General features: G+C 35.9%; 14 protein-coding genes. 7 read left to right on the forward strand and 7 right to left on the reverse strand.

Going from position 1 to position 15,592, the window contains the following annotated elements:
• Positions 1-559 (forward strand): OmpA family protein (locus BLV64_RS12205; RefSeq protein ID WP_143034164.1); only part of this gene is annotated, 559 nt, incomplete at its 5' end.
• 94 nt (positions 560-653) lie between these two features.
• Here BLV64_RS12205 and BLV64_RS12210 read toward each other — a convergent pair.
• Positions 654-1,124 carry a CYTH domain-containing protein gene (locus BLV64_RS12210; RefSeq protein ID WP_092135931.1) on the reverse strand — a complete coding sequence of 157 codons (471 nt, stop codon included), beginning with the start codon at positions 1,122-1,124 and terminating at the stop codon, positions 654-656.
• A gap of 105 nt (positions 1,125-1,229) precedes the next feature.
• On the opposite strand from BLV64_RS12210, the gene dinB reads away from it, so the two are divergent.
• Positions 1,230-2,330, forward strand: a complete 1,101-nt coding sequence (dinB, locus tag BLV64_RS12215) for a DNA polymerase IV (RefSeq protein ID WP_092135934.1) — start codon at positions 1,230-1,232, stop codon at positions 2,328-2,330.
• A 113-nt stretch (positions 2,331-2,443) separates the two neighbouring features.
• Here dinB and pyk read toward each other — a convergent pair whose 3' ends face one another.
• From pyk to BLV64_RS12240, 5 genes are all read right to left on the reverse strand, one after another.
• On the reverse strand, positions 2,444-3,871 hold the full coding sequence (gene pyk / locus BLV64_RS12220) for a pyruvate kinase (protein ID WP_092135937.1): 1,428 nt from the start codon (positions 3,869-3,871) through the stop codon (positions 2,444-2,446).
• Positions 3,871-4,356: an IPExxxVDY family protein gene (locus tag BLV64_RS12225; protein ID WP_092135940.1), complete on the reverse strand. Its 486-nt coding sequence runs from the start codon at positions 4,354-4,356 to the stop codon at positions 3,871-3,873. The genes pyk and BLV64_RS12225 overlap by 1 nt, the downstream gene beginning before the upstream one ends.
• Before the next feature lie 136 nt (positions 4,357-4,492).
• On the reverse strand, positions 4,493-5,239 hold the full coding sequence (gene rnc / locus BLV64_RS12230; protein ID WP_092135943.1) for a ribonuclease III: 747 nt from the start codon (positions 5,237-5,239) through the stop codon (positions 4,493-4,495).
• 7 nt (positions 5,240-5,246) lie between these two features.
• Positions 5,247-6,497: a beta-ketoacyl-ACP synthase II gene (gene fabF, locus BLV64_RS12235; RefSeq protein ID WP_092135945.1), complete on the reverse strand. Its 1,251-nt coding sequence runs from the start codon at positions 6,495-6,497 to the stop codon at positions 5,247-5,249.
• 13 nt (positions 6,498-6,510) lie between these two features.
• Entirely contained in the window at positions 6,511-6,744 is a 234-nt protein-coding gene (locus tag BLV64_RS12240) for an acyl carrier protein (protein WP_013869581.1), read from the reverse strand.
• Positions 6,745-6,926: 182 nt separating this feature from the next.
• On the opposite strand from BLV64_RS12240, the gene purN reads away from it, so the two are divergent.
• The 4 genes from purN (at position 6,927) to BLV64_RS12260 (ending at position 11,259) form a co-directional block, all read left to right on the forward strand.
• Complete coding sequence (gene purN, locus BLV64_RS12245) at positions 6,927-7,499, forward strand: phosphoribosylglycinamide formyltransferase (RefSeq protein ID WP_092135948.1); 573 nt, start codon at positions 6,927-6,929, stop codon at positions 7,497-7,499.
• Between the two features lie 112 nt (positions 7,500-7,611).
• Positions 7,612-8,253, forward strand: coding sequence for a ribonuclease H1 domain-containing protein (locus tag BLV64_RS12250; RefSeq protein WP_092135950.1), 642 nt, complete (start codon positions 7,612-7,614; stop codon positions 8,251-8,253).
• Positions 8,254-8,336: 83 nt separating this feature from the next.
• The gene (locus tag BLV64_RS12255; protein WP_092135953.1) at positions 8,337-9,263 is read left to right on the forward strand and encodes a PfkB family carbohydrate kinase; all 927 of its coding nucleotides are present in this window, start codon (positions 8,337-8,339) and stop codon (positions 9,261-9,263) included.
• 97 nt (positions 9,264-9,360) lie between these two features.
• A complete protein-coding gene (locus tag BLV64_RS12260) occupies positions 9,361-11,259 on the forward strand; it encodes an amidophosphoribosyltransferase (protein WP_092135955.1) in 1,899 nt (632 codons plus the stop codon).
• Positions 11,260-11,540: 281 nt separating this feature from the next.
• Here the strand turns inward: BLV64_RS12260 and BLV64_RS12265 are convergent, their stop codons facing one another.
• Positions 11,541-12,149, reverse strand: a complete 609-nt coding sequence (locus BLV64_RS12265) for a superoxide dismutase (protein WP_092136069.1) — start codon at positions 12,147-12,149, stop codon at positions 11,541-11,543.
• 203 nt (positions 12,150-12,352) lie between these two features.
• On the opposite strand from BLV64_RS12265, the gene BLV64_RS12270 reads away from it, so the two are divergent.
• The gene (locus BLV64_RS12270) at positions 12,353-15,505 is read left to right on the forward strand and encodes a UvrD-helicase domain-containing protein (RefSeq protein WP_092135958.1); all 3,153 of its coding nucleotides are present in this window, start codon (positions 12,353-12,355) and stop codon (positions 15,503-15,505) included.
• Positions 15,506-15,592: the final 87 nt, after the last annotated feature.

Consider the following 15,592-nt stretch of genomic DNA (forward strand, 5'->3'; position numbering starts at 1 on the left):
AGGTAGCGTGTTAGGAAGCGCAACAACCAATGCACAAGGGGTAACAACCTTTACAACAGGGTGCGACCAAGAAACAAGCTTAAAAGTAACGAAGGCAGAATTTGAAGACAACACAGTAACTGTTGCAGGTTCTAAAGAGGAGCGCAAAGAAGTTACCGTAGATCTAACACCAATAAAACCAATTATTGTAGAAGATAAAGTGGTATTAGACCCAATTTACTTCGAGTTTGACAAATCTAAAATTACACCTCAAGGAGCAGCAGAATTAGATAAATTAGTATTAGTAATGAACAAATACCCAGAAATGGTTATTTATGCGACGTCTCACACAGATAGTAGAGGTTCGGATAGTTACAACATGAATTTATCCGACCGCAGAGCAAAAGCAACTGTAGCTTACGTTATCTCAAAAGGAATTTCAGCTTCTAGAATATCAGGAGATGGAAAAGGAGAAAGCGAACCAGCAGTAGCATGTGGTGCTAACTGTACTGAAGAGCAACACCAACAAAACAGACGTTCGGAATTCATTATTAAAAGTGGAGGTCCTAACAGTAACTAAACCTTTAACCAACAACCAAATTAAAAAAACCAAAAAGCCACATCTTAAAAGATGTGGCTTTTTTATTTTGTAGCACGCTTTTAAGAACAAAACCTTAGCTCCATTGACGATAAGGGTAACTACTTAATTGGGAATTGTAATACCTAATATCTCCGGTAACCTCATCTCCCAACCAATCGGGTTTTTCAAAGGTTTCATTTTCTGAACTCAATTCAATTTCTGCGACAACCAATCCTTCATTATCGCCAGAAAACTCATCTATTTCAAAAATGTGCTGCCCCACTTTAACCTCAAACCTTACTTTACTAATTATTCCAGGCTCACACAACTGCAATAAGGACTCGGCATCTGTTTTAGAAATTTCTTTCTCCCATTCAAAGCGAGATACACCGTCGTTAGTAGACTGCCCTTTCACCGTTAAAAATCCTTTATCGCCTTTTAATCTTACACGAACTGTACGTTCTTTATGGGTATTTAAAAAACCTTGTATAATTACAGTCTGTTTAAAAGCTTGCACTTTATAATCTGAGGACTGCACCAAAAATTTACGTTCAATTTCTATCATAGTATTCTGGACTTAAGCTTATATGAAACTAAATAAGACGATTAGTAACCGTACTTTTCGAATTTAAGCCAAAGATATAGTATTTTTGACATTCACTCAGAAAACATGTCTTTAGACTTTCCTATTCGCAAAATTATTCATGTCGATATGGATGCATTTTATGCCTCTGTCGAACAAATGGATAATCCCGAACTTATAGGAAAACCACTAGCTGTTGGCGGTAGCGAAACTCGCGGTGTGGTAAGCGCAGCAAGTTATGAGGCACGAAAATTTGGGGTACGCAGTGCAATGAGCGGGGTAATGGCTAAACGCAATTGCCCGGACCTCATTTTCGTTCGTCCGCGATTTGACCGTTACAAAGAAATTTCCAAGCAAATAAGAGCTATTTTTTTCGAGTATACAGATCTTGTAGAACCCCTTGCCTTAGATGAAGCCTATTTAGATGTTACTGAAAACAAAAAAGGAAACCCCAGCGCTTCGCTTATCGCCGAAGAAATACGAGCACGCATTTTAAAAGATGTGGGGCTAACGGCCTCGGCAGGCATTTCTATAAATAAATTTATTGCCAAAGTCGCTAGTGATTACAATAAACCCAACGGACAAAAAACAGTAAACCCAGAAGACGTACTAGACTTTTTAGAGGCTTTAGATATTCGAAAGTTTTATGGTATAGGCAAAGTGACCGCCGAAAAAATGTATCAAAAAGGCATTTTTACGGGAGCGGACTTAAAAACAAAATCGTTAGCATATTTAGAAAGCAACTTTGGGAAATCGGGACGTTACTATTACGATGTTGTTCGCGGCATTCACAACAGTGCAGTAAAACCCAATAGAACACGAAAGAGTTTGGCTGCAGAGCGTACATTTAGCACAAACTTATCGTCGGAAGTTTTTATGTTAGAAAAATTAGAACATATTGCAGAAGAGGTATCAAAACGTTTAAAGTCTAATAAAATAGCTGGAAAGACTGTGACTCTTAAAATTAAATACAGTGATTTCTCGTTGCATACCCGAAGTAAAACACTGCCTTATTTTGTGAGTGATAAAGCCTTACTTTTAGAGACCGCTAAGGACCTATTATACCAAGAAAAACTGGAGAATTCTGTGCGTTTGTTAGGCATATCATTATCGAATTTAAACACTGAAAAAGCCATAAAGAAACCCGAATCTAAAACTGTAAGTGCACAGCTTAAATTCGGGTTTTAATATATATTATTTGCGTTAGCGATAGTAACGGCATCCTTTTGCTTTTACTGCAAAAGATATAGTGTATAGCGCGGTCTAGTTTATAATAGTAAACTAGAAACGCCCAAAGACTTCTAAATCTCGGACACACGTAAGGTGTTAACCATTCCTTTATCTTGAATTGGCATTGCTGCTAAACTCACCATCATATCACCTTTAGTTACAAAACCTTGTGCCAAAGCGAATTTATTGACATCTTCAATAGTTTCGTCGGTACTAACATATTTATCGTAGTGATATGCTTTAACTCCCCAAAGCAAGCTTAGTTGTGTTAAAATACGCTTATTTGAGGTAAACACTAAAATGTGAGCACTTGGGCGCCAAGCTGAAATCTGAAATGCAGTATACCCACTATTAGTTAGTGTTGTTATCGCCTTAGCATTAATATCGTTAGCCATTAATGCCGCATGATAACAAATTGATTTCGTAATAAAACGTTTAGTACGCACATGTGGCGGAGATTGTGGCACTTTTATTAAATCTGAATGCTCCACACTCATTATAATGTTCGACATTTGCTGAATCACCTCGACAGGGTACTGACCAACACTTGTCTCCCCTGATAACATTACGGCATCGGCACCGTCCATAACCGAATTGGCAACATCGTTAACCTCTGCACGTGTAGGTGTTAAACTTGTAATCATGGTCTCCATCATTTGGGTAGCTATGATTACAGGGATTCTAGCACTTTTAGCTTTATGAACTAATTTCTTTTGTATTAATGGTACTTCTTCGGCAGGGATTTCTACTCCTAGATCACCTCTTGCTACCATTAATCCGTCGCAATACGCTACAATTTTATCGATATTCTCAACTGCTTCTGGCTTTTCAATTTTAGCTATAATTGGAATTTTATGATCGCTATGTTTTTTAATTAAATCTTGAAGCAGCATTAAATCTTCGGCGTGACGCACGAAAGACAAAGCGATCCAATCGACTTCCAACTCACAAGCAAAAATCGCATCTTCAATATCCTTTTCTGTTAAAGCGGGTTGTGAAATGTTTGTATTTGGAAGGTTTACACCTTTACGAGAACGCAACGGTCCGCCTTGGATAACTTTGGTTAAAACTTCATCTTTTCCGTTTGTAGAAACAACTTCGAAGATTAATTTTCCGTCGTCTAAAAGCACGCGCTCACCCGGGTTTGCATCTTGAGGAAAGTTATCGTAAGTCATATAAACACGTTTTTTGGTCCCTACAAATTTCTTTCCTGTAGCAAAAACGATTTCATCTCCTGGATTTACGAAGACTTCACCTTTCATCACTCCTACACGGAGTTTAGGGCCTTGTAAATCGCCCAAAATAGAAGCGTTATAACCAAACTCTTCGTTAAGCTCGCGAATCATTTTGACACGCTCTTTAACGTCTTCATAATCTGCATGCGAAAAGTTTATTCTAAATACATTTGCTCCAGCATCTAACATAGCCTTAAGCACTGATTTATTGCTAGTCGCTGGGCCTAAAGTGGCAACAATTTTTGTCTTTTTTCTTTTCAACATTAGTTAAATATTAAATTTTCTTTTGATTTGAGCTGATTGGCGTCTATAAAATGAGCCATCACTACTTGTTTAATCTCTTGTATTGTGTTTAATATAAGCTTTTGCTCGTCATCGTCCAATTCACTCTCGATCTTTAGGAGATAATTAACACGCTTATATTCGGGTAATAGGTGATACGTTTTTGTTGTTTTACCATCGCCAAATAGGGAGTCTACAGAATCGGGTTGTTGCTGCATCTCTATTTTACAGGTATTAGACACCAAATTCCAAACGGTATCTTGGTCTTGATCTATCCATTCAAAAATCGAATAATGAGCTGCTAGATTGTCACTCTTGATATCTTCTGTCTTCCTATAAAGATGGATTTCTAACTGTTTATTTATTAAGTAAGCCAGTCTGAAATCTTCTAGGTTTGAGTGAATGCCAATGAGTGTAAATTCTTCTTCCTCGAAAAAATCATCTAAAACCAATTTTTTTATCGCCATTTATTCACACCAATTTTAACGTGTAAATATAATATTATTAGTTTTTAGACCCTATTATTTTACGTTATCTTAACGTAAAACTTAGGGGATAGAAAGTATGGTAATAGTTGTAATACCAGTAAGCGAATTTAGGGACTTAGTCGTTTAATGCTTTTGAAATGGCATCTTGAAACGCAAAAAAGGCACGTTTAGACGCTTTTTCTTCTGCTTTCTTTTTTGAAGTTGCTCGTGCTTTCGAAACCACTTTATTGTCTATCGACAGTTTTACCGAAAAATGCTTAACCTCATCATTACCGGTATCTTCATACACGTTATAATTAAAGGTTTTCTTTTCTTTTTGACACCATTCGATAAGCAGACTTTTATAACTAATAACCTTGCCTTCTAGTTTTTCAATATCTACAAAAGGGTCTATCACTTTATCATGAATAAACTTTTCGCAATATGAATAGCCGCGATCTAAGAATATAGCGCCTACAATAGATTCAAAAAGGTTACCGTGAATATTATCTCCAAATTGACCTTTAGGTATTTTCGACTGTACTAAATCTATAAGTTTTAAGTCTTTACCGAGTTCATTTAAGTGCTCACGGCTAACAATTTTAGAACGCATTTTTGTTAGGTAGCCTTCATCGCCACCAGGCACTTCTGAATACAAATGATGAGCAATAACAGAGCCTAACATAGCGTCACCTAAAAATTCTAAACGCTCATAGTTTACCGTATCTCCCTTACTGTTTTTTATGTTCATAGAACGGTGAGTAAAGGCGGTTTGAAAATGCTCTAGGTTTTTAGGTTTAAACCCAATAATTTTTGAGATCGTCGCAAAAAAAATCCCGTTGTCTTTAGAACGGGAATTAAATATGTTACGAATACGTTTCATTCAGAAATTAATCTAATTTTTTAAACAGTACACAAGCGTTATGACCTCCAAAACCGAAGGTGTTACTCATAGCCACTTTAACATCTCTCTTTTGAGGTTTGTTTAAGGTCAAGTTTAATTCTGGGTCGATATTCTCGTCTACAGTCGTGTGGTTAATTGTAGGAGGTATAATACCATGCTCTATAGATAAAATAGAGGCTATAGCTTCAATAGCTCCTGCAGCCCCTAACAGGTGACCTGTCATTGACTTTGTAGAGTTAATATTAATTGTTTTAGCATGAGCGCCAAAAACTTCAGTAATTGCTTTTAATTCTGCAACATCTCCTAGCGGTGTCGATGTACCGTGTGTGTTAATATGGTCTACAGCTTCAGGTTCTAAACCTGCATTTTCTAGACAATTTCTCATCACAGCCATTACGCCAATACCTTCAGGATGTGGTGCCGTCATATGGTGAGCATCTGAAGACATTCCTCCACCTAAAACTTCGGCATAAATCTTTGCCCCTCTAGCTTTAGCGTGTTCATATTCTTCAAGAATGATTGCTCCTGCTCCTTCACCTAAAACAAATCCATCTCTAGTCGCATCAAAAGGTCTTGATGCCGTTTCCGGACTTTCATTTCTAGTAGATAAGGCATGCATAGCGTTAAAACCACCCATTCCAGCAATTGTAACTGCAGCTTCACTTCCACCTGTTACTATAACATCACATTGTCCTAAACGAATATAGTTTAAGGCATCGATCATAGCATTTGCCGAAGAGGCACATGCAGAAACAGTGGTGTAATTAGGTCCCATAAATCCATTTTTAATAGATATGTTACCAGGTGCAATATCTGCAATCATTTTTGGGATAAAGAACGGATTAAATCTTGGCGTACCATCTCCCTGAGCGAAGTTTAAAACTTCGTTCTGAAACGTTTCCAAGCCTCCAATTCCTGCTCCCCAAATCACTCCAACTCGCAGTTTGTTTACGGTCTCTAAATCTAGTTTAGAGTCCGCAATAGCCTCATCAGATGCGACCATTGCGTACTGCGTAAACCTGTCCATTTTACGAGCCTCTTTTCTATCAAGAAAATCGGTCGCGTTGAAGTTTTTTAATTCACAAGCGAATTTCGTCTTGAACTTTTCAGTATCAAAATAGGTTATTGGTGCAGCACCACTTTTACCATTTAATAAGGCTTCCCAATATTCATCTTTGGTATTCCCAATAGGTGTTAATGCTCCTAGCCCCGTTACTACAACTCGCTTTAATTCCATAAATTTCTAATGCTTATTTTGCAGCTTCAATATATGATACAGCTTGACCAACTGTCGCAATGTTCTCTGCTTGATCGTCTGGAATTTGGATATCAAATTCTTTTTCGAATTCCATTATTAGTTCTACAGTGTCTAATGAATCTGCTCCTAAATCGTTCGTGAAGCTCGCTTCAGTTACAACTTCGTTTTCATCAACACCTAATTTGTCTACGATGATCGCTTTTACTCTTGATGCAATGTCTGACATAATTTTAATTTTTTTAGTTTTAATTAAGAGGCAAAAATAAAAAACTTTATTTTAAAACACATCTTTCTTTCAAAAATGTGGTTGTAATTTAATAAATAAACTTTAACTATTTGATATTTACCCTTTAATTGTTAATAATTATTCTTTTTTTTGTGGACACAATTTAAACATTATATCTGTAAATGAAACGTATTGTAATTTTTGCTTCCGGAGGGGGAACTAATGCTGAAAATTTGATTAAGTTTTTTCACAACAGTGATAATGCTACTGTTATTCAGGTTCTAACTAACAATCCTCATGCCAAAGTTTTAGACCGGTGCAAAAAGCTAAACGTCAGCGCTTTATCATTTAATAAAATAGCCTTTACCGAGACCGATGATGTTCTTAATATCTTAAAGGCGTCTAAACCCGACCTTATAATATTGGCTGGTTTTTTATGGAAATTCCCTGAGCATATTATTGCAGAATTTCCAAATAAAGTAATCAATATCCACCCTGCTTTACTTCCTAAATTTGGAGGAAAAGGCATGTACGGAAAACATGTTCACGAAGCCGTAATAAAAAGCAAAGAAACAGAAACGGGCATCACAATTCACTATGTAAATGAGAATTATGATGATGGAGCGATCATTTTTCAGGCAAAATGCGAAGTCAAAACGACAGATTCGGCTGATGATGTTGCTGAAAAAATCCACGAATTAGAAATGAAACACTTTCCTATAGTAGTAGAAAAATTAATAAAACCGACAAAATAAAAGGTCGCATTAGATTATAAAAGCACTTTTAACAGCAAGTATAAACGAGTAATTTCGTTTAAATACGCTTAATTGTATACCCACTTTCTACCTAAGAGCTTCTAAATTAAAAATGAGCACAAAGAAAAAAAAATACTACACCATTTGGAAAGGTCATAAAACTGGCGTTTTTGACTCTTGGAATATATGCAAAAAACACATTAAGAATTTCGAAGGCGCACAGTACAAGTCATTTCCTACTCGTGATGCTGCTGAAAAAGCTTTAGTCGGTAATTACTTTGATTATATTGGAAAAAGCAAGTCTTTTAAAAGCGAACTTTCCGCTCTTGAGCTAAAAAAAATTGGTCTTCCCAATTATAATTCTATTGCCGTTGATGCCGCTTCCAGTGGAAACCCTGGCATTATGGAATACCGTGGTGTAGATACCAAAACAAAAAAACAATTATTTATTCAAGGCCCTTTCGAGCAAGGCACTAATAATATAGGAGAGTTTTTAGCTCTTGTTCACGGATTAAGTTTTCTAAAAAAACACCAGAGTGACCGTATTATTTATACCGACTCGAAAACAGCAATGAGCTGGGTACGTAAAAAACAATGCAACAGCAAACTAGAGCGCACGGCAAAAAACAAACCTGTATTCGATTTAGTAGATCGCGCTGTAAGTTGGCTAAAAAATAACGACTATTCTACAACTATAGTAAAATGGGAAACCAAAGCTTGGGGAGAAATTCCTGCAGATTTCGGTAGAAAATAATTGATGTAAATTATCGTTTTTAAATCGTTTGCGTCAACAGAAAAAAAAATACGTAACTTTGCAAAAAATATAGAATACAATTTATGAGTAAATTAGTTGTAGTGGGAACGGTAGCTTTTGATGCTATTGAAACTCCATTTGGTAAAACAGATAAAATACTTGGTGGTGCTGCCACTTACATTGGGCTATCAGCTTCCAATTTTAATGTAGACGCTACCTTAGTATCTATTATTGGTGGCGATTTCCCGCAAGAACATCTAGACTTATTAAAGAGTAAAAACCTAGATCTTTCTGGAATTGAAACTGTAAAAGATGGGAAGACTTTCTTTTGGAGTGGTAAATACCATAACGACATGAACTCTAGAGACACATTGGTAACAGAATTAAATGTTTTAGAACATTTTAACCCTGTTGTTCCAGAACACTATAGAGATGCTGACGTGGTTATGCTTGGTAACCTACACCCTTTAGTACAACAAGGTGTATTAAATCAAATGACTAAAAAGCCAAAGCTTGCCATTCTAGATACTATGAACTTCTGGATGGATATTGCTTTAGATGATTTATTAGCAGTCATTAAAAATGTTGATGTCATTACTATAAACGATGAAGAAGCAAGACAATTAACCGGAGAATACTCTTTAGTTGTTGCTGCAAGAAAGATACATGAAATGGGGCCAAAGTATGTTGTTATTAAAAAAGGAGAACACGGCGCTTTATTATTCCATGAAGACCATGTATTTTATGCTCCAGCCTTGCCTTTAGAAGCCGTTTTTGATCCTACGGGAGCAGGAGACACGTTTGCTGGTGGATTTGCAGGTTATTTAGCTAAAACAGAAGATCATTCTTTCGAGAACATGAAGAACGCGGTTATATACGGCTCGACCTTAGCCTCCTTCTGTGTAGAAAAATTCGGCACAGAACGTATGGAGAACTTAACGAATAAAGAAGTTCATGAAAGGCTTCAACAATTTAAGGCCTTAACACAATTTGAAATCAAATTAACATAAACTAACGCGCTCCTATTATATGGAGCGCGTTTTTTAATTTCCTTTAACACAGGAAGAAACAGAAAATAAATAACTACTACAACAACACAACTACACAATGAGTGATGCTTTAAAACACGAATGCGGTATTGCAATGGTTAGACTTTTAAAACCATTAGAGTTCTATAAAGAAAAATACGGAAGTGCATTTTACGGTGTAAATAAAATGTATCTTTTAATGGAAAAACAACACAATCGCGGTCAAGATGGTGCTGGTTTTGCAAGTATTAAATTAGATACCAAACCAGGCGAACGCTATATTAGTCGCGTACGCTCTATAGAACAACAGCCTATTCAGGATATTTTTGCTCAAATTAATGACCGTATTAACAAAGAGCTTACAACGCATCCAGAATACAACGACGATGTGGCTTTACAAAAAAGAAACATTCCTTATATCGGGGAGTTATTTTTAGGACACGTGCGTTACGGAACCTTCGGAAAGAATAGTGTAGAAAGTGTACATCCATTTTTAAGACAAAACAACTGGATGCACAGAAACCTTATTTTGGCAGGAAACTTTAATATGACCAATGTTAAAGAGCTTTTCCAAAATCTAATCGATTTAGGACAACACCCTAAAGAATACACGGATACCATTACTATAATGGAGAAAATAGGTCATTTTTTAGATGATTCTGTCGATAAAATTTACAGAAAACTAAAAAAGGAAGGCTATAAAAAGGTAGAATGTTCCCCGTTAATTGCAGAGCGTTTAAACGTTGCAAAAATACTAAAGCGCGCCGCTAAAAACTGGGATGGAGGTTATGCAATTGCTGGATTATTAGGTCACGGTGATTCTTTTGTACTAAGAGATCCCGCAGGAATTCGTCCGACGTATTACTACCAAGACGATGAAGTTGTGGTAGTCGCTTCAGAACGCCCAGTAATTCAAACCGCTTTTAACGTCGAGTTTGATGATGTTAAAGAACTTGCTCCGGGACATGCTATTATTACAGAGAAATCGGGCAAAGTATCTATTAAAAAAATATTAGAACCTTTAGAACGTAAATCGTGTTCTTTCGAGCGCATTTATTTCTCTAGAGGAAGTGATGCAGAAATTTATCAAGAACGAAAAAAATTAGGGAAATTATTAATGCCTAAAGTTTTAAAGGCCATAGATAATGACACTAAAAATACCGTATTCTCGTTTATTCCAAATACTGCAGAGACCTCATTTTTCGGAATGATAGAATCGGTAGAAGATCATTTAAACAAGAAAAAGACGCAAGCTATTATTGCGGGTGATGGCGGATTAAGTGCAGAAACAGTTACCGATATTTTATCGGAAAGACCACGTATTGAAAAAATAGCCATTAAAGATGCTAAATTAAGAACGTTTATTACAGAAGACAGTAGTCGTGATGATTTAGTAGCTCACGTTTACGATGTTACCTATGGCGTTATTAAACCAACAGACAATCTTGTTATTATCGACGATAGTATTGTAAGAGGAACTACATTAAAGAAGAGTATTATTAAAATGATGGACAGGCTACACCCTAAAAAGATAGTTGTCGTGTCCTCTGCTCCTCAAATACGTTATCCTGACTGTTATGGTATTGATATGGCTAACTTAGAAAGTTTAGTTGCTTTTAACGCCGCTTTAGAGCTATTAAAAGACAATAACAAATTCCACCTTGTTAAAGAAGTCTATGAAAAATGCTTAAAACAAGTTGATTTAAAGGATACTGAGATTAAAAACTACGTCAAAGAAATTTATGACGTCTTTACACCTGAGGAAATTTCGGCTAAGATTTCAGAACTCCTAACGGATGATGACGTTAAAGCTAAAGTCGAAATTATTTTTCAACCTGTAGAAAATTTACATATTGCATGTCCAGAACATTTAGGTGACTGGTATTTTACAGGTGATTACCCAACTCCAGGAGGGAATCGCGTAGTAAACAGAGCGTTTATTAACTTCTACGAAGGAAATAAAGAACGAGCGTATTAATTATCTTACAACACAAATACCAAGCCACAAGCGATTGATTTGCAACAGTTTACGCTTTATCGGTTTTATTAACCATTAAGCTAAAAAAAGCTAGTGGTAATAATATAATTTAGTACATTTAAACTTACCATAACATAAGTAGGTTAAGTTCATGGTAGATTTGGGGCAAAAAAGGTGAACTCTCGTTCACCTTTTTTATTTTTAATAATGACACAAAAAAAGCAGACTTTATAAAGTCTGCTTTTTTATTATTGCGTCGATAGGACTATAATTAAGAGTGCTTATTTTGCATTTGCATAACGCTTCTCTACTTCGTTCCAGTTAATTACATTAAAGAAAGCTTCAATATAATCTGGTCTTCTGTTTTGATAGTTCAAATAGTATGCGTGCTCCCAAACATCTAATCCTAAGATTGGAGTTCCACCACAACCAACACCTGGCATTAATGGGTTATCTTGATTAGGTGTAGAACATACTTCAACTTTTCCTCCTTTATGAACACATAACCATGCCCATCCAGATCCAAACTGAGTTGCTGCTGCATTACTAAACGCATCTTTAAACGCTTCAAAAGAACCATAAGCTGCTTCAACAGCATCTTTTAACTCACCTGATAAACGTCCTTTTCCTTCTGGATTCATAACCTCCCAAAATAATGAGTGATTATAAAACCCTCCACCGTTATTTCTAACCGCTTTATTATCCATATCTAAATTAGTAAGGATATTCTCTATTGTTTTACCCTCTAAATCAGTTCCTTCAATAGCGCCATTTAATTTAGATGTATATCCAGCGTGGTGTTTTGAATGGTGTATTTCCATTGTACGAGCATCAATATTAGGTTCTAAAGCGTCGTATGCATATTTTAATTTCGGTAATTCGAAAGCCATAATTTTATGTTTTTTTTGGTTAATAAATCTTAAACGTAAATTTAACAATTTAAGACCTTAATTAAAAATTTAAACAGAGCTATCCCGTTTGTTTTAATAATACTTTAACACCCCAATTGCTTTACCCCAGCAATTCGCCGTAAAAACAGTACTCCTAAGGCTAAAAAAATCATTATTGTTTTTATCTTGTAACAAAAAAAACCATGAGCAACCTACAGCCTTTTACGGTATATAATGCTTCGGCCGGTAGTGGTAAAACATTTACACTGGTTAAAGAATATCTTAAAATACTTTTCAAATCTAAAACTAGAGATCAGTTTAAGCATATTTTAGCAATAACGTTTACCAATAAAGCCGTTGCCGAAATGAAAGAACGGATTGTAGACACCTTAAAGGAGTTTTCAGAACCTATAATACTGCAAGAACCTTCAACAATCTTCTCAATAATTTCCGAAGAATTAAAAATAGATCACGAAGCTCTTCATCTTAAATCAAAAAAAATATTAAACACCATCATGCATAATTATGCGGCGTTTGATATTTCTACTATCGACGGATTTAACCATAGACTAATTCGCACCTTTGCGCACGATCTTAAATTACCTTTAAATTTTGAAGTCGATTTAGATTCCGAAACCCTACTCAACGAAGCCGTCGATCGTTTGATTTCTAAAGCAGGAAGTGATAAAGCTCTTACCAAAGTGCTTATTGATTTTGCTCTTGAAAAAGCTGATGACGATAAAAGTTGGGACGTTGCACGCGATTTTAACACCATCGCAAAATTATTAATAAACGAAAACGATTTAAAATACGTAAAAACACTTGAAGGCAAAACCTTAGCCGATTTTAGCAAACTAAAAACTACATTAATTAATGCTATTGCAGCAGCCGAAAACAACATTGAAAGTAAAGCCGACACGGTATTAGACCTGATAGCTCATAATCACCTGGAACACAAAGACTTTTCTCGAGGCACCCTACCCAAGCATTTTGTAAAAGTAAAATCTTTAAATTTTAGCGGTCTTTACGATAATAATTTGGAGAGCAATATTGCAGAAGGCGTTAGTATATACACCAAAACTTTAGCAGCCGACAAAAAAGAGACTATTGATGCTTTACTTCCAAAAATCGGACAGTTATACGGTGAAATCAAGCATGAGGTTTATCATTTAAAATTTTTAAAATCATTTTATAAAAATAGCACACCGCTTTCTGTTCTTAACGCAATCAACAATGAACTCAATGCTATAAAATCGGAACAAAACAAAATGCTAATTTCAGAGTTTAACGCCATTATTAGCGACGAAATTAAAAACCAACCCACCCCTTTTATATATGAGCGAATGGGGGAAAAATTCAGACATTATTTTATTGATGAGTTTCAAGATACCTCCGAGATGCAGTGGAGCAACCTTATTCCTTTAATTGATAACACTTTGGCCGGCCAAAACCTCAAAGGCGAACAAGGCACAGCACTATTGGTGGGCGATGCCAAACAAGCTATTTACCGCTGGCGCGGTGGAAAAGCCGAGCAGTTTATAGATTTATTTAATGGTTCGAGTAGCCCCTTTCATGTCAACCAAAAACTAGAAAACCTCCCTGCAAATTATCGGAGTTACGAAAACATAGTCCATTTTAATAATGGGTTCTTTAAATACTTATCGGCAAATGCCTTTAGTCATTTAAACTACGCTAACCTTTATGAATTAGCTCAGCAAGAGATAACAAAAAAAGAGAAAGGTTTTGTTCAAATCGATTTTATAGATTTTGAAGAGGACGATGATAAAAATGAGGTGTATCCAGAATATGTTTTAAATACCATTACCAACTGCTTAAATAAGGGATACAGCTTAAAAGACATCTGTATTATTGTACGAAAAAAAGATGAAGGCGTGGCTATCGCACAATATTTAAGTGCTCAAGGCATAAAAATAACGTCATCGCAAACCATGCTAATCAATAATTCGCCCGAAGTTAAAGTCGCTAATAGTGTATTAACCTTATTAAGTAACCCAAACAACGAGGAAGCACGAATTACCATTCTCGACTTTATTGCCCATAAATATAATATTAACGATAAGCATGAATACTATAGACACCATGTTAAATTGCCAATCAATGAGTTCTTTAAGAGCTTTGAATATTTTGGTATTATAGCGGATCCTAATCACATCATTCAACTGGGACTTTATGATGTCGCAGAGGCTATAGTCCGCTCCTTTAAATTAGCCGAAGTATCCAATGCCTACATTCAGTTTTATTTAGACACCGTTTTAGAATATTCTCAAAAAAACATATCGGATATAGCTGGTTTTCTAGAGTATTACCAGAACAAAAAGGACAAACTAAGTATTGTATCTCCAGAAAACCAAGATGCTGTTCAGATTATGACCATTCACGTGTCAAAAGGATTAGAGTTCCCGGTAGTTATTTTCCCTTACGCCCAACAAAATGTGTATGGAGAGGTCGACCCTAAAGAATGGTTTAAATTGGACACTTCACAATTTAATGATTTCGAATACACACTATTAAATTACAATAAAGATTTTGAGTTTTTTGGCGACGAGGGGTTGCGTATTCACGAAAAGCACCAAGCAGAATTAGAACTCGACAACATCAATTTACTCTATGTTACCCTTACCCGGGCCGTGGAGCAACTGTATATTATAGCCAAAAAAGATAGTAATAAAAAAGGGGAAGTTAACTCAAAGTCGTATTCTGGATTACTTATCAACTACCTGCAACACATAAACCAATGGAACGACAATCAGCTTACCTATAGTTTTGGCACTGCAACCCGCGAGCATCAACCAAAACACGAAGAAAACAACACCATTCAACAACCGGAATTTATATCCACCGCCAAAGAAGACCACAACATCAATATTGTTACTAATGCGGGATACATGTGGGATACCAAGCAACAAGACGCCATAGAAAAAGGTAACCTCGTTCACGATATTATGGCTCAAATTAAATCGGAAAGTGATGTGGATACCGCCATACAGAAATTCTTGATTCCAGGGCATATTAACGCCTTACAAGCACAAGAATTAACACATACCATACAGAGCATAATTAAGCATCCAGAATTAAAAGCGTACTTTAGCACTATAAACACGATTTATAACGAACGTGATATTATTACCAAATCCGGAAAGCTGGTGCGCCCCGACCGGTTGGTAATAAACAAGAAAAATGAAGTGGTAATAATAGACTATAAAACAGGATTATTTAATCCCAAGCATCAGCATCAACTGCAAGATTATCAAGATATTTTAGAAGGCATGCAGTTTAAAGTTACGCAGAAAATATTAATTTATATTAACGACACCATTTCAATTAAAACTTATTAATTTTAAGGGTAGGGCGTTACTCTAAATAGCAAAAAAAACATTTAGAGTCGTGCCATCCACTATATCTTTTTTTAACGAGAAAGACGC

It is taken from the genome of Bizionia paragorgiae, from assembly GCF_900107625.1.
Classification (GTDB): Bacteria; Bacteroidota; Bacteroidia; order Flavobacteriales; family Flavobacteriaceae; genus Bizionia; species Bizionia paragorgiae.